14 protein-coding genes are annotated in these 15712 nt (G+C 48.3%); 8 read left to right on the top strand and 6 right to left on the bottom strand.

Going from position 1 to position 15712, the window contains the following annotated elements; genetic code table 11:
* Positions 1-59: 59 nt before the first annotated feature.
* Positions 60-1715 (bottom strand): degradosome RNA helicase CshA, encoded by a 1656-nt coding sequence (gene cshA / locus A3849_RS23620; RefSeq protein WP_074113587.1) that lies wholly within the window; start codon positions 1713-1715, stop codon positions 60-62.
* A gap of 317 nt (positions 1716-2032) precedes the next feature.
* On the opposite strand from cshA, the gene A3849_RS23615 reads away from it, so the two are divergent.
* The 4 genes from A3849_RS23615 (at position 2033) to A3849_RS23600 (ending at position 6250) form a co-directional block, all read left to right on the top strand.
* A complete protein-coding gene (locus A3849_RS23615) occupies positions 2033-2860 on the top strand; it encodes a YitT family protein (protein WP_074113586.1) in 828 nt (275 codons plus the stop codon).
* 172 nt (positions 2861-3032) lie between these two features.
* Positions 3033-3221: a hypothetical protein gene (locus tag A3849_RS23610; RefSeq protein WP_178382026.1), complete on the top strand. Its 189-nt coding sequence runs from the start codon at positions 3033-3035 to the stop codon at positions 3219-3221.
* Between the two features lie 282 nt (positions 3222-3503).
* The gene (locus A3849_RS23605) at positions 3504-4754 is read left to right on the top strand and encodes a putative glycoside hydrolase (protein WP_074113585.1); all 1251 of its coding nucleotides are present in this window, start codon (positions 3504-3506) and stop codon (positions 4752-4754) included.
* Positions 4755-4879: 125 nt separating this feature from the next.
* On the top strand, positions 4880-6250 hold the full coding sequence (locus tag A3849_RS23600) for an MATE family efflux transporter (RefSeq protein ID WP_074113584.1): 1371 nt from the start codon (positions 4880-4882) through the stop codon (positions 6248-6250).
* A 45-nt stretch (positions 6251-6295) separates the two neighbouring features.
* On the opposite strand, the gene A3849_RS23595 is transcribed toward A3849_RS23600, so the two are convergent.
* The 4 genes from A3849_RS23595 to A3849_RS23580 form a co-directional block, all read right to left on the bottom strand.
* Complete coding sequence (locus A3849_RS23595) at positions 6296-6556, bottom strand: metal-sensitive transcriptional regulator (RefSeq protein WP_074113583.1); 261 nt, start codon at positions 6554-6556, stop codon at positions 6296-6298.
* Between the two features lie 15 nt (positions 6557-6571).
* Positions 6572-9028, bottom strand: a complete 2457-nt coding sequence (locus tag A3849_RS23590; RefSeq protein ID WP_074113582.1) for a CoA-disulfide reductase — start codon at positions 9026-9028, stop codon at positions 6572-6574.
* A gap of 119 nt (positions 9029-9147) precedes the next feature.
* Entirely contained in the window at positions 9148-10119 is a 972-nt protein-coding gene (pfkA, locus tag A3849_RS23585; protein ID WP_074086093.1) for a 6-phosphofructokinase, read from the bottom strand.
* Between the two features lie 64 nt (positions 10120-10183).
* Positions 10184-11266, bottom strand: coding sequence for a tetraprenyl-beta-curcumene synthase family protein (locus tag A3849_RS23580; protein WP_074113608.1), 1083 nt, complete (start codon positions 11264-11266; stop codon positions 10184-10186).
* 225 nt (positions 11267-11491) lie between these two features.
* Here A3849_RS23580 and A3849_RS23575 point away from each other — a divergent pair, with 225 nt between their 5' ends.
* Positions 11492-12727: an MFS transporter gene (locus tag A3849_RS23575; protein ID WP_074113581.1), complete on the top strand. Its 1236-nt coding sequence runs from the start codon at positions 11492-11494 to the stop codon at positions 12725-12727.
* Between the two features lie 175 nt (positions 12728-12902).
* On the opposite strand, the gene A3849_RS23570 is transcribed toward A3849_RS23575, so the two are convergent.
* On the bottom strand, positions 12903-13100 hold the full coding sequence (locus A3849_RS23570) for a cold shock domain-containing protein (RefSeq protein WP_019911834.1): 198 nt from the start codon (positions 13098-13100) through the stop codon (positions 12903-12905).
* Positions 13101-13272: 172 nt separating this feature from the next.
* On the opposite strand from A3849_RS23570, the gene A3849_RS23565 reads away from it, so the two are divergent.
* The 3 genes from A3849_RS23565 to pepF all read left to right on the top strand — a co-directional run bounded on the left by A3849_RS23565 (position 13273) and on the right by pepF (position 15680).
* On the top strand, positions 13273-13506 hold the full coding sequence (locus A3849_RS23565; RefSeq protein ID WP_074086091.1) for a hypothetical protein: 234 nt from the start codon (positions 13273-13275) through the stop codon (positions 13504-13506).
* A 6-nt stretch (positions 13507-13512) separates the two neighbouring features.
* On the top strand, positions 13513-13683 hold the full coding sequence (locus A3849_RS33075; protein ID WP_167374752.1) for a hypothetical protein: 171 nt from the start codon (positions 13513-13515) through the stop codon (positions 13681-13683).
* A 206-nt stretch (positions 13684-13889) separates the two neighbouring features.
* On the top strand, positions 13890-15680 hold the full coding sequence (pepF, locus tag A3849_RS23560; RefSeq protein ID WP_074113607.1) for an oligoendopeptidase F: 1791 nt from the start codon (positions 13890-13892) through the stop codon (positions 15678-15680).
* The last annotated feature ends 32 nt before the right edge of the window (positions 15681-15712 follow it).

The following is a 15712-nucleotide window of genomic DNA, read 5'->3' as shown; positions in this document are numbered from 1 at the left end:
AAAAGAAGACGAGAGCCGTCAATCGGCTTCTCGTCTTCTTGTGTCATCAGGCATGCAGATTAAATATCGTAATCCTCGCGTTTAGCCGGGCGAGTGCTTGTGCTGCTCGGGCGTGTAGATGGTTTGCGGTCACTACTGCGTCCAGCGCCTGCATCACGGCTCGCACCGGAATCACGGTTGCCTTTGTAGCCGCCGCCATATCCACCGCTGCTATTGCTGCCGTAGCCGCTGCTGTAACCGCCACGGCTGCTGCTGCCGGTGGTGCCGCCACTTGCATTGTCACGGTTGCCTCGGTATCCCCCGCCTGTTCCTGAACCAGTGCGGTTACCGCCATATCCGCCGTTAGGCTTACGTCCGCTGCGGATATCATTTTTGCCGCCGCGGCGTTTAGCACGAATAGGATCTTCCGGTGTCAATTCAATCTGAGCGTCTTTGGTGTCACCAGTAAGCAGCTTCATTGCTGCAGACAACAGTTGAACTGAATCATATTGCTCCAGAAGCTGAATAGCAATACCTTTGTATTCGTTCAGCTCACCGCCGTCTTCAACCATTGCCAGCAAACGCTCAGCTGTAATGCGTTGTTTGCCTTCAATAGCCTCAGCCATTGTTGGTAGAGGTTTACGGGTAATCCGGTGACGGGTGACACGCTCAATCAAATGCAGGTGATCCATCTCGCGTGGCGTCACGAAAGACCAGGCAGTACCTTCCTTGCCCGCACGGCCAGTACGGCCGATACGGTGTACATAGCTTTCCGGATCCTGCGGAAGGTCAAAGTTAATTACATGTGTCACGCCGGAAACATCGAGACCGCGTGCCGCTACGTCGGTAGCTACAAGCACGTCAATGCTGCCATCACGGAATTTGCGCATTACAGCATCACGCTGATTCTGGGACAGGTCACCATGAAGGCCGTCTGCGGAATAACCGCGTTTTTGCAATCCTTCAGCAAGCTCGTCAACCCGGCGTTTGGTACGGCCGAATACGATCGCCAGATCAGGAGACTCCATGTCAATCAAGCGGCTCAGCGCTTCAAATTTCTGCCGTTCAGGCACTTCGATGTAAGCTTGATCAATCAAAGGTGCACTGATTTGCTTAGGAATTACGGAAACATGCTGTGGATTCTTCAGGAACTGCTGGGCAAGACGTTGAATGTTAGGGGGCATTGTTGCTGAGAACAGCATGGTTTGGCGTTCTTCTGGTACAAGCTTGAGGATCGATTGAATGTCCTCCATGAATCCCATATCCAGCATTTCATCCGCTTCATCCAAGACGATGGTTTGAACATCATCCAAACGGATAGTCTTACGGTTGATATGATCCAAAAGACGTCCCGGTGTACCGATGATGATTTGCGGTTTCTTTTTCAGACCGCGGATTTGACGGCCGATATCCTGACCGCCGTAAATAGCCAGGGAACGGAGACCTTTGAAACGGGTCAGTTTGCCAATCTCTTCGGCGACTTGAATGGCAAGCTCACGGGTCGGTGTCATTATGAGAGCTACGATTTTCTCTTCTTCCCGGGGAATCTTGGAAATGAGGGGAATACCAAAAGCAGCCGTTTTACCGGTACCTGTCTGTGCCTGACCGATCAGGTCCGATCCTGCCATTGCAATCGGAATAGCCTGCTCCTGAATGGGTGTAGATTCCTCAAATCCTAGCTCTGTGATTGCTTGTAGCACTTTTGGCTCCAAGCCGAATTCTGCGAATGTTTTCAAATTATTCATGCTCCTTCTATACAGTGGACATTCCACATGCTTGTCTGTATTCTTAAGTAGCGGTAAACACATTTATAGGCTGTCCAATCATGCCGGATTCTCTGCATGGTTTAGCTCGCATTGGGACCAAAAGATGTCCTGATCAGGCCTGGGTGAATATGCCTGAACAATTGTGTCTTGCACTCTAATCAATGCAAAAAACACTATTGTAACGTCCTACTCAAGAATATCCTATACATTATATCACAAACTCGATTAGGAATACCAGTGTATTCCTTACTTTCATTACTTACATTACGCGTCAGAGGTGAATTTGCTTGTCAAGACTAAAACAAATCGGGAATTACCTTGCAATTATCTTCGGTTCTGCGATGATTGCATGCGGCTTTAACCTGTTTTTAATTCCTCACAGACTGCTGAGCGGAGGGGTTTCGGGGCTCGCCATGCTAGTCGGATACTTTACCCCGTTCAATATCAGCTTAATGTATCTGTTGTTCAATGTACCGTTGCTCGTAGCAGGCTGGTTTCAGCTCGGGCGGAGATTTATTGTTCTAAGCATCCTGTCGGTAGGTGCTACTACCTGGCTTATGGCTTTAATCCCAACGGCCACTGTAGCTTCAGATATGTTACTCGCCTCCGTATTTGGGGGAGTGCTTGTCGGTGTCGGCGCTGGTGTATCCTTCCGGGTGGGCGGTTCTTCAGGGGGCTTTGATATTCTGGGCTCCATAATTATAAAGTACCGTGACTTTCCAATTGGTAATGTGCTCGTTGGACTCAATGGGCTTGTCATTCTGACTGCAGCCTATTTTGACAACAATTGGAATTTAGCGCTCGCATCCATGGTTTCCATTTACGTATCAGGGAAGGTTGTGGATCTGATTCATGTCAGCCACATTAAAGTGACGGTTTATATTGTAACCACGCGTACGGATGAACTGCTTCAACAGCTTCTTGGACTGCAGCGCGGAGTGACAAAGATTAAAACTGAAGGTGCTTATTCTCATGTAGAACGGGACATGCTAATGACAGTGACTACACGTTATGAGCTGGCCGAATTAAAGCGGATTATCAAAAACAGTGACCCGCAGGCTTTTGTAAACATCGTAGAAACAGTTGGGGTAATGGGTTCCTTCCGGAAAAGATAGGCTCAAAAAAAATGCGCATACTTTAAAATTATGATATATTAGACTCACGCAGGACCTTACAAATTTCATGAAGATTGTGATTTACCCTCTTTTTTCCTGGCACTTCGTTTTCCGATGAAACCTGAATTCAATTCAGCACTATTCGAAAAAGGAAAGGGTGATTGTTGTGGAAATGGAAACGGTAAAACTGTCAGCAATCGTCATGAGATGGTATCCGGATATGATACCTTTTCTGAAGCAGGATGAATTGAACTCCGTGATTGTTCTGCGTGACGGTCTGAGTATTCTGGAACCGGAAGATGCCATGGATATTATCCATTACAGCATTTACGAGCATCAGAATTCTGCGTATCTTCAATAAGTAAAATGCTTGGAACCCGTTTTAATAGTTGCCGCTTTGGATTCGGCTATGTGCCGGACCCAAGCGGCATTTACTTTTTAAAGCTAAGGGTACCGTCCTTTTAAAGGTCCGAGCAGTCATTCTTATGAATTGTATGGTTTAAAATCTGTACATCCCGTTTATAAACAACAAGAACGGTTTTTATGCGAACAAAATTACGGGGATTGTTACAAGTCTGTTCTTTTTGGACGCTGCCGTTCCTTTATACTTTAAGGGAATGTACATAAAGGGAGAGAAAAACAAATGAATATCACCTGGGCTCTACTGATGATGGCTCTGGGAAGCGTCGGCGTTCAGCATAATTCACACGAAGCAGACGTGACCGCCGCACTACAGTCCGCCATGAACCCATCCATCGCCGCACAGCACTCATCAAATCCTGACGCTTCACCGAACACCGCGGGAGGAAACGAAGCAACACCTGCCCCAGGCGCTACGCCGGACGCTAATGCTTCCCCGGGTGCTACAGACACCGCCATTCTAACCGATCCTCAGCCGGATGCCCCCAAGGTCAAAGGCATTTACGTAACAGCTTATAGTGCCGGTGGATCACGAATGGAGACTTTGCTTAATTTGCTCGACAAAACCGAGCTGAATTCTATGGTCATTGATATTAAAGACGATGCCGGATATATCACATATAAAACAGATAATGCAGAGCTTCAGCAAATGGGTCATCCTCAGCCGTTCATTGGTGACATCAACAAACTAATGGAACGTTTGAAGAAGCATGACGTCTACCCCATTGCACGGATTGTTGTATTTAAGGATTCCGTGCTCGCCAAGAAAAAACCTGAGATGTCCTTTGTTACCGCCAATGGTTCAGTGTGGACCAATAAGGGCGGAGACAGCTTCGTGAATCCATATAATCAGGATGTATGGAAATACAACGTGGATATCGCCAAAGAAGCCGCCAAACTCGGCTTCAAGGAAATCCAGTTCGATTACGTGCGTTTTCCTGAAGGCTTCGAAAAACGCGCAGATACACTCAAATACACAAAAAGCGACCGGCCACGGGTAGAGATCATTTCTGATTTTGTTAAATATGCCAAAACCGAACTTGAGCCGCTCGGTGTCCGCGTTTCAGTTGATATTTTTGGCTATGCTGCCTCTGTCCCTGCTGCGGAAGGCATCGGACAGGACTTTGTAAAGATCTCCAAGAATGTCGATGTCATCAGTCCCATGGTATATCCAAGCCATTACTCAACCGGCTGGTTTGATGTGAAAGATCCCGATAAGAACCCATACGCCACAATCAAAGGCTCCATGGTGGATACACACAAGAAGCTTGACCCCCTGGGCAGCTTCAAACCAATCATCCGTCCCTGGATCCAGGACTTCACCGCAAGTTGGCTCGGAAGCGGGCATTATGTCAAATATGGCAAACAGCAGGTTGAAGACCAGATACGTGCCCTAAAAGAAAAGAACGTCGATGAATTCCTGCTCTGGAATGCCAATAACCGCTATACTTCCGGTGTAGATTACGAAAAATAAAAAAAGCTTTCCGCCATTTTCGAATTCTAATTTTTCAAGCATCCATTATAGACCCCACTTTGTGGGGTCATTTTACTGGGATTGGTCCCGCAAATCAAATGAAAGAATGAAGAGGCTTATATGCAATGATACCCACGAATTCAATGAAGCAAAAAGCTAGACAATTCCTGTATATTTTATTCCCTATCCTTATTACACAGGTTGCGTTGTCCGCCATCACTTTTTTCGATACAAATATGTCAGGCAAATATGGCACGAACGACTTAGCCGGTGTAGCGATTGGAACCAGCCTCTGGATTCCCATCCAAACCGGACTGAGTGGCATCCTCATGGGGATTACACCCATAGTATCTCATTTGATGGGTAGTAAAAAAGAAAAAGACGTAGCTTATCAGGTCACTCAAGGCATGTGGCTGTCCCTGCTCATATCACTCTTGGTCCTGGTACTCGGTGCGTTTGCCCTATCGCCCGTCCTTGATTTCATGAACCTGGAACCACAAGTGCGTGATATTGCCTTCCGTTTCCTCAGCGCCATCTCCGTAGGAATCATTCCGCTGTTTGGTTACACCGTAATCCGCAGCTGCATTGATGCTCTCGGGCAGACAAGGGTTTCTATGTTCATCACGCTAATTGCATTACCGGTAAATGTAGGCCTCAACTATCTTCTGATTTTTGGGAAATTTGGATTCCCCCGTCTTGGCGGCGTTGGTGCAGGCGTAGCATCAGCCATAACGTATTGGGTGATTTTTGCCATCTCCCTGTTCTTTGTCTACCGGTCCGAACCGTTCCGAAGTCTGCAATTGTTCCGCAGATTCTACTCCATGTCCCTGCGGAGCTTCAAAGAACTGCTTAAAATCGGAGTCCCCATCGGCTTCTCTATTTTCTTCGAAACGGCAGTCTTCTCCGCTGTTACGCTGCTTATGAGCCGGTTCGATACCGTAACCATTGCTGCCCATCAAGCGGCAATTAATTTTGCCTCCACATTGTATATGATCCCGCTGAGCATTTGCATGAGCCTGACGATCCTCGTCGGCTTCGAGAGCGGGTCCGGCAGATTGAAGGATGCCCGGCAATACGGAATTATGGGTATCGGGACTGCTGCTGTACTCTCTCTGGTTACAGCACTCGTACTGCTGTTCGCAGGTAATCACGTCGCCGGCTTATATTCAGATGAGCCCGAGGTCATTTCACTTATTCAGCATTTCCTAATTTACGCCATTTTCTTTCAGATATCCGATGCAATCGCCACTCCTACACAAGGGGTACTTCGGGGCTACAAGGATGTGAATCCGGCTTTTATTATCTGTTTTGTTGCTTACTGGGTAATCGGGCTACCTACGGGATATCTACTCGCGACCTATACAGATTTAGGGGCTTACGGATACTGGATTGGCCTGATTACCGGTCTTGCCATCGGGGCTATCCTCCTGCTGTCCCGTCTTGTCAAAGTACAGCGCCAGTACGGACATACCAAAACCAATACTGCCCGGATATAACAAAAAAAGAACAGCGCGGAATCAGTTCCGCAGCTGTTCTTTTAGTTATCGGCTTTTGACCAGCAGTTCTACTGCCTCTTGAATGACTTGATTGGGAGAATTCCCTTGCTGCAGCTCCTCCTGGATACAATGCTCCAGGTTGGCTCCGATGACGACACCTACCGTACGGTCTACGGCTGTTCGTATGGCGGTGAGCTGTATAACAATCTCCCTGCAGTCTTGTCCTTCTTCCAGCATACTTAGCACGCCACGCACTTGCCCTTCAATGCGCTTCAGTCTATTCTTGATCCCTTTATCATATTCCATTGCTATACACTTCCTTTAGATGAACAAATTGACGCCTGAATCCTCAGCGGCCCCTAGGTAACTGGCGACGCCGCCAAATTCAACGCCTGCTATTAATTCCTCCTGCTTGATTCCCATGATATCCATACTCATTGTACAGGCCATCAGCTTTACACCTGCATGGATGGCCCCCGACATCAGCTGTTCAAGAGAGTCCACATTCTTTCGTTTCATGGTGTGCCGGATTAGTTTTGCCCCGAGACCGCCCATATTCATTTTGGAGAGGGACAATTTACGGGTACCTTGAGGCATCATCATGCCAAACATTTTGTCCAGTCCCTTTTTGTGAACCTCTGGAGCCTGCTCGCGACGCAACAGATTTAGTCCCCAAAAGGTGAAGAACATCGTAACTTGCTTGCCCATAGCAGCTGCACCGGAAGCAATAATGAACGAAGCGATCGCCTTATCCAGATCCCCGCTGAAGACAACCATAGACGTTCCTTCTTTCTCCGCTGCCGAGGTAAGAGGAGCCGCATCTGTCTCTACTGTCTTCTGAATTCCTTTACGCACAAAGGCCTGAACTTTGCCCCCAGAGACATCCAAGGATTCCAGTGTATTCTGCGTCTTGAGACACCACTGCCGGATATCCGCGGCAAAACCAAAATCTGTTGCTACAATTTCAAGCTGCTGTCCCTCTTCCATAGACTTCACGGTCTCGTATACTTTGAGTATAGGGCCAGGGCACTGCAATCCGCAAGCATCCAGCATAAGCCGCTGTTCAGTCGGAACGGAAACTTCTGGAACAGTAATCCGATTTTTCTTTTCTCCTTCTGGATCTGCACCTCTGTCTATGGCCATCACAGCGTAGGTTTTATAACCCCCGTCAACATTTTGCACATTAAATCCATGCTGCATCAGCATTCTTGCCGCGATATACCCTCTGAGACCGACTTGACAGGATACTGCAAGCTTTTGATCAGAAGGTATCTCAGCAAGGCGGTTTCTCAGCTCGGAAAGTGGGATGTTGATGGACCCGGGAATATAACCGGCAAGACGCTCCACCTCATCTCTGACGTCGATAATAAGCCCCCCGGTCCGCGAAAAGTCATCCACTTGGTGCCATTGGAGGTTCTTCACCATACCCTCCATTACGTTCGAAGCAACATATCCGGCCATATTCACGGGGTCTTTGGCAGAAGAATACGGTGGCGCGTAGGCCAGCTCGATATCCGCCAGTTCGTCTGCTCTGAGCTTTCCCCGGATCGCTGTAGCAATCACATCAATCCGTTTGTCGGCGCCTTCACTTCCCACTGCCTGAGCCCCAAATATTTCTCCTGTATGGGGGCTAAACAGCAGCTTAATTGCAATTGGGGCTGCACCAGGATAATAGCCCGCATGTGAATTGGGATGGATGTGTATGGCTTCATATGGAACTCCCAGAGATTTCAGTGTTTTCTCATTATTCCCGGTAAGGGCTGAGGTCAAGCCAAAGGTTTTGATAATTGCTGTACCCAGAGCGCCTTCATATGCAATGGACCGGCCGTTGATATGATCTGCGGCAAGACGGCCCTGGCGGTTGGCACCCCAAGCGAGTGATACCATGGTTTCAAAGCCTTGAACTTTATCTCTGACTTCAATAACATCCCCTACTGCATAGATCGCAGGATCACTTGTCTGTAGTGTGGCGTTCACTTTTACTGCTCCACGGACACCCAACTCCAATCCGCTGTTTCTGGCCAGCTCATTCTCAGGTGTAACTCCAATGGCCAGAATAACCATATCCGTAGCAAGCGTCGTACCCGATGCCAGCTGAAGCAATCTTCCCTCCTCCTTAATCGCCTCCACACCCTCATTCAACCGCAGCTCCACTCCGTTCAGCCGCATGTGTTCTTCAACCGGTCTTGCCATCTCGGGATCAAGCGGGTTCAATATCTGTGTACCCCGGTCAATTACCGTCACTTCAAGCCCGCGTTCCCGCAGATTCTCCGCCATTTCCAGCCCGATAAATCCAGCTCCGATAACCGTTGCGTGCTTCGGATGCTGATGATCGACATATGCCTTAATCCGGTCTGTGTCCGGAATATTTCTCAGCGTGAACAGATTATTCGCACTGGTAATACCTGGAATTTGGGGGACAATCGGTCTTGCACCGGGAGACAGGATCAGAATATCGTAAGGAATCTGAACAACCTCACCAGTGATCACATTACGGGAAACCACTTGCCTGCTCTCACGATCAATGGCTGTAACTTCAGTCAATGTCCGCACATCGATATTAAATCTTTGTTGTATTCCCTTGGGAGTCTGCAGGAACAACTTCTCCCGGGAGTCTATGGTTTCTCCAATGTAATAAGGAAGTCCGCAATTGGCAAAAGAGACATGTTCTCCCCGCTCCACCAGGATAATCTCGTCTTGTTCATTTAATCTCCGCAGACGGGCAGCCGCTGAAGCCCCGCCAGCTACACCGCCAACAATTACTATTTTCTTGCTCATTCTATTTGCCTCCTCATTTATATACCCTATAGGGTATATAATATACGGGTGGGGGTATATAGTCAAGTGTAAAAAAGACCGCCTTCTCTAGGCGGCCTTGATGAAAAATATAAATAAGACTATTGGGAAAGACGGGAAGCCAGCTCGTAAAGCTCAGTATCAAAGTCTTTTTTGGTATTAACAACCAGATCGATGTCTGTAAGCGTAAGCTCACCCTTGATAATGCCGCAAGCTTTGTCAGACTGACCTTCGATCAGGGAACGTACAGCAAAGTCCCCTAAACGGCTGGCCAGATTACGGTCTCCTGGAGTCGGAGTACCTCCACGCTGAATATGTCCAAGAACTGTAACGCGCGCGTCCAGGGAGGCGTGACGGTCTTTCAGCGCCTGAGCTACATCTTCGCCCTTACCTACACCTTCAGCGACAATTACGATACTGTGACGTTTACCTCTGGCAAAGTTGTCGCGCATACGGTCGGCTACTTCGTTCAGATCATAAGGCATTTCCGGTACCAGAATCGTTTCGGCTCCGGAAGCAAGACCGGCATGTAGTGCAATATCCCCACAGTGGCGGCCCATTACTTCTACGATCGATGAACGCTCATGCGAGGACATCGTATCACGGAGTTTATTGATGGCATCAACTACAACACCTACCGCAGTATCAAAGCCAATGGTATAGTCGGTGAACGAAATATCATTATCAATGGTACCTGGCAAAGCCATAGTATTAATACCAAGCTTGCTCAGTTTGTTAGCTCCCTTATAAGAGCCGTCACCACCGATAACAACTAATCCGTCAATTCCCATCTCGTTCAGGATATCTGCACCCTTTTGCTGACCTTCGGGGGTCACAAACTCAAGGCAGCGGGCCGATTGGAGAATGGTGCCTCCGCGCTGGATAATATCACCGACACTGCGCAGATCCATAGGGAAAATGTCACGGTTCAGCAGGCCCTGATATCCACGCTGTATTCCGAACACTTCAATGCCGTAGTAGATTGCGCTACGTACTACTGCGCGTACAGCGGCATTCATGCCCTGCGAATCTCCTCCACTGGTTAATACTGCGATTTTTTTTACGTTTGCCATCCTGTTAGTTCCTCCTTAAAATTGTGCGGAGCCCTTTCTTGATCAGAATAACGCCCCGCAGCCTCTAATACATATGTCTGCGTATCCAGCGGCTGTTCACGAAGAAGAATAATCTTGTCAGAGGACTTCTTCTCATCAGTCGTCTGGATACTGAGCGAACCTCCCGCTGTTCGCTGACTTTCGGATCGGATAAATAAAGTGCCAGCAAGCCCTCGATGACCATGCGATGCATTGAGGTCTCGGGGAGATTCCGGACATCCCTGCGGGCCCACTCCACAATGGAAGCGATCCGATTCAGCATGATATCACTATTGTCATAATAATTGCAGAAATTGAGATCCCCGCCAGCCCGGTCTTCGTCCTGATCGATCAGGTAATCCAGCATAATATGCAAACCGCATAAATGCGGAAAGTATGCCGCCCGAATCGAAGCCGCTGCCGATGTACTCAGCTTGGGGTCGCATGAAGCCAAAAACAGCATAAATACGCCGAGGGTAGAGCCTGTTGCCGCCGCAAACTCATTCCACTGCAAATGCGGGGCCCGCTTGCCTTCCACCTCCCACCATTCCTTGAGGGCAGCCTCTCTGAGGTCGGGACGGATGTGCTTATAGACCTGCAAATCCGTATACAGCACTGCCAAACCATGCACTTCTTCAGCTGCCGCAGCATAGCCGGGTAAGAGTGCAGTCATCTCCTGGCATTTACGGACAAGCCTGTGCAGATATCCTCCGTCATTCTGTTCACTGCGAAGCGCATAGTAATTCCCAAGCTCAGCCTTAGGGTTAATGGCATCCAGCATGGATTGATGCAGCAGCCTGAAATCGGCAGGATCAAGAGATGTGCTGCGGTCACACAGGTTGTCCAAATAATCACTGATCGTTTGATAAGCAACAATAAGCGGAATCAGTATATGTCTCATCGACAAATTGCCGGCGGCATATATTCCGCCACCCTGGCAGTGAAACTCTTTGGTCTCAATGCTGGCAAGCGCTTGCTTCCGTAGCTCGGGGTCGGGAATCCCTTCCGCTTCCTGGCGCCAGAAATGGAGACATTCCCGCACTTCCGGCAGCACGTACTTGTAGACCCTGCTCATCAGCCCGATTGGGCCGCGTGGGCTAAGGTAACGGCCTTGCTCAAATTCATTCAATGACAGTGCCTCCACATTGTTGTCTCCTTATCCAAATCATCATTATTATAATATGCAGAGCGTATTTGTACAAACAACAAAATCACTTTCGCAAAACGCTGAAAGATTCAGAAATCTCCTGATTTCTGCGGACATCCGGCGTTTGCATTGTGCTATACTAGAACGCGTTCAACACTATAGTATGGATTACGAAGCCGTATCTCATATTCGGAGGAGTGCAATTTCATGTTATCAGGACGGACCGGAGGCCAGTACAGCGATCAAAACTGGCTGCGATCCTTTATGTTCACACTCTACGGCACAAGTGTGCTGGTAGTCTCTTATTTCCCTTTATTCTATACTCACCTTGGTTTCAGCAGCCCACAGATCGGAATTCTGTATTCTATCGGACCGCTGATCTCCATTCTGTCCAACTTGTTCTGGAGCATGATGAGTGACAGGCTGGGCACCATCAAAAAAATCATGGCCATTCTTCTGGCCGGCCAACTGGTTACCGCACTGCTGCTGGCAAGAACTACGGATTTTGGGGCCGTGATGTTTATTTTGTCCCTTTTCTATTTCTTCTATTACCCGTTATTCCCGCTTGCGGATACGATGGCAATCAAAATTGCCCAGCGCCACGGGCGCAACTTCATTACGATCCGGGTATTCGGATCACTTGGCTACTCCTTCTTCGCACTGACCATCGGATATGTGCTGAGAGCTCTGGGCTCATCGTACAGCATAGCGGTATGCATAGTAATCGTAGTCATTGCGCTACTCATTACCTTTGGACTCAAGGATGTCAAACGGACCGAAGAAAATAACAAGAACAATATTGCCGGTTCCGCAGAGGAGCCGCTTAAGCGCGGAGGACTGAAACAGATTTTGCTGCAAAAGGAAGTGCTATGGTTCTTCAGCAGTGTCTTCGTGCTTGCGATCGGTTACCGGATGAATGAAGCCTTCTTAACACTCAGCCTCAAAGCCATGAATGCCGGAGATGAAATTATCGGCTGGTCGCTGCTGGCTTCGGCTTTGAGTGAAATTCCGGTCTTTTTCGTCCTGAGCAAATACGGTGACAAATTCAAAGAGTTGCCGCTGCTCGCTTTTGCCAGTCTGATGTTTGCTGCACGGTTCCTGTTCATGTCCTTGGCAAATGAACCCGGTACTGTAATTGCTATACAGGCCATGCACAGCATTTCATTCGGCATATACTACGTGACGGCTGTCCGGTACATTACTCGCATTATCCCCGATCATCTCCGTGCAACCGGCATGGCAATCTTCACTGTTGTATGGTCGAGTGCGGCAGGTCTGCTCAGCGGAACATTTGGCGGGTTCATCTATGAGGATGCCGGACGGACGGTATTCTATGTGGTGGCGATGAGCTTCTCACTGCTCGCCTTCGTCGGTTTTTTATCCAAGCACCTGGTGGACACCGGCTTCAGTATCGCCCGTTATTCCCGCCGCAAAGGCAATTAGTTCTATCAAAGGGCTGCATTTCTTGCTACTGGCAGCCCTTAATGGTTCTAAAAAGGAAAATAAAAAAACACAGTTCCCGAAAGAACTGTGTGCTTTGTAGTTGCTGGTTATCACTCTTGCAAGTGTTGCCATTCCAAAAATATATGTTGTGACTGACAGACTGTCCAGCCGTTTATTATAGTTTAACTACGTTAGCTGCTTGAGGACCGCGATTACCATCAGTGATATCAAATTCTACCGCTTGGCCTTCATCCAAAGTCTTGAATCCGTCGCCTTGAATTGCTGAGAAGTGAACGAATACATCTTCGCCGCCTTCTACTTGAAGAAAACCATAGCCTTTTTCTGCGTTAAACCATTTTACTGTACCTTTCAAATGAACAACCTCCTAAAAATACCGCCATATATGACGAATGCTTACATTATACCCCAACTATACCTCCAAATCAATCCATCATTTCCCTTCTCCAGTGATAATATTTGCTTTTCACTTCCCCCGTGCGTTATCATTGAGCCAAAAGCCAAAAATCGCCAGGGTGGTAATGATAATGATCAAAAAACATGAAATATACAAAACAGACAAATGGAATATGATGACGGTAGAAGTTCAGGGGCGCTATATTGTTCTCCGTGAAATTTCTGACCAATGGGGAGAAGAAACACACACCTTTATGAGCCGTCCGGCTATGATGCAATGGGTCAACAACCGTTTCAACAAAGAGTCGTACAAAGATAATGAAGAAGAGTACAAAAATATCATCGCTGCCTTCAAACAGGTCTAGCCGGGAATGGATAACGAGAATTTAGTTATTTTCATTATTGTTGTTCTCTGTCTTGGAGCAGTGCTGATCATGGGCAAGGAAAAAGTGCCGCCGCGCCTGAAGCGCGGCATGGCCCTGACTGCGGTCATTCTGATCGCTATGGCTTTTATCTTCATTATTTATAGCTTGGTGGCATAGATTCTGAGGCTGGATCATTCATAATCAGGATTTGGGAGGGCATACTAAGTCAACCTTAAAGTGTTAAGGAGGCTTCCGTTATGTCCTTTGCTGTTAAGTCCCTCCCGCTTCTGCTTGCCTTAAGCCTGCTGCCGGGCGATCCCGCTGCTTCTGCGGCGCCGCAGAAGCATATGCCTATTACATCCCATCATCCGAGGAGGATCTCTATGGAACAATTATTGAAGAGAAGTGAAGTGCCCGCCGAAAACCGCTGGAAGCTTGAGGATATGTTCGCCTCACAGGAGCAATGGGATGCTGAATATAAGGAAGTCAAGGAGCTTATTAACGGCGCCGCTGATTTCCAGGGGAAGCTCGACTCTCCCGAAGCACTCAAAAAATGCTTTGAGCTCGATGATAAGCTGTCCCTGCTGACCGAACGCCTCTATGTCTATGCGCACATGCGCCAGGACGAGGATACGGCTGCCCCAACCTATCAGGCCCTCTCCCAGAAAGCGAAGAAGCTTGGAGTAGAAGCCGGGGAAGCTCTTTCTTTTGTCACACCGGAAATCCTTGCCCTGCCAAATGAGAAGCTCGACCAGTTCATTGCCGACCCTTCCCTGTCGGACTACACCTTCACGTTGACGGAAATGAAACGCGAGAAAGCGCATGTTCTGTCCAAAGAGGAGGAAGCTCTCCTGGCCCAGGTGGGTACGCTTGCGCAAGCACCGCAAACCGTGTTCAGTATGCTGAACAATGCGGACCTTAAGTTTCCGAAGATCAAGAATGAGGAAGGCAAGGAAGTAGAGTTAACGCATGGCAGCTATATTCAGTTCCTCGAGAGCCCCGACCGTGAGGTCCGCAAAAATGCTTTCAAAGCGGTGTATGAGACATACGGTAAGCAAAAAAACACAATTGCTGCTACGCTAAGTGCAAACGTCAACAAAAATGTTTTTTACTCGCGTGTCCGTAAATACCCTTCTGTTCTGGAAATGTCGCTCTATGGCGATAACATTCCCAAAGAGGTCTACACGAACCTGATCGATACCATTCATGAGAGCCTGCCGCTGATGCACCGCTACATGAAGCTTCGCCAGAAGCTGATGGGTGTTGACGAGCTACATATGTATGACCTGTTCGCACCCCTCGTGGACGAATACAAGCTGGATATCACCTTTGAAGAAGCTAAGAAGATTACCAAAGAGGGCCTGAAACCACTCGGTGAGGACTATCTAGGTGTGCTGCAGGAAGGCTATGACAAGGGCTGGATTGATGTCTACGAAAATGAGAACAAACGTACCGGCGCTTACAGCTGGGGAGCCTACGGTGCCCATCCTTATGTGCTGCTGAACCATAACGACAACCTGAACAGCATGTTCACTCTGGCTCATGAAATGGGCCACGCCCTGCATTCGTACTATTCGGACAACACGCTGAAATACCGGGATGCACAGTATACAATTTTCCTCGCAGAAGTAGCTTCTACTACCAACGAAGCACTGCTGATGGATTATCTGCTGAAGAAGTCAACCGATCCGAAGGAAAAAATGTACCTGCTCACCTATTATGCCGACCAGTTCCGCACTACAGTGTTCCGGCAGACCATGTTTGCCGAATTCGAGAAAATCATCCACCAGCGCGCCGAAGAAGGCGATTCCCTGACACCTCAGGATCTGTCGGAAATCTACTATGACCTTAATGTCAAGTACTATGGCAAGGATATGGTGGTGGATAAGGATATCGAAATGGAATGGGCACGGATCCCTCATTTCTACAACAGCTTCTATGTCTACAAATATGCTACCGGCTTCTCGGCAGCTACCAGCTTCGCCAAGCAGATTCTGGAAGAAGGCAAACCGGCGGTAGATAAATATCTCGGCTTCCTGAAGAGCGGCGGCAGCGATTATTCGATCAACATTCTCTCCAAGGCAGGCGTTGACATGTCCTCTCCTGCACCGATCCGCGAAGCGATGAGTGTCTTCGAAAGCGTGATTGAACAAATGGAACAGTTGACCAAATAAGGCATAAAGCTTAGTATTACTGTAATCCCTTG

The organism is Paenibacillus sp. P46E (genome assembly GCF_001909095.1).
Lineage (GTDB): Bacteria > Bacillota > Bacilli > Paenibacillales > Paenibacillaceae > Paenibacillus_AQ > Paenibacillus_AQ helianthi.
This window is presented reverse-complemented; position numbering and strand designations above follow the sequence as displayed.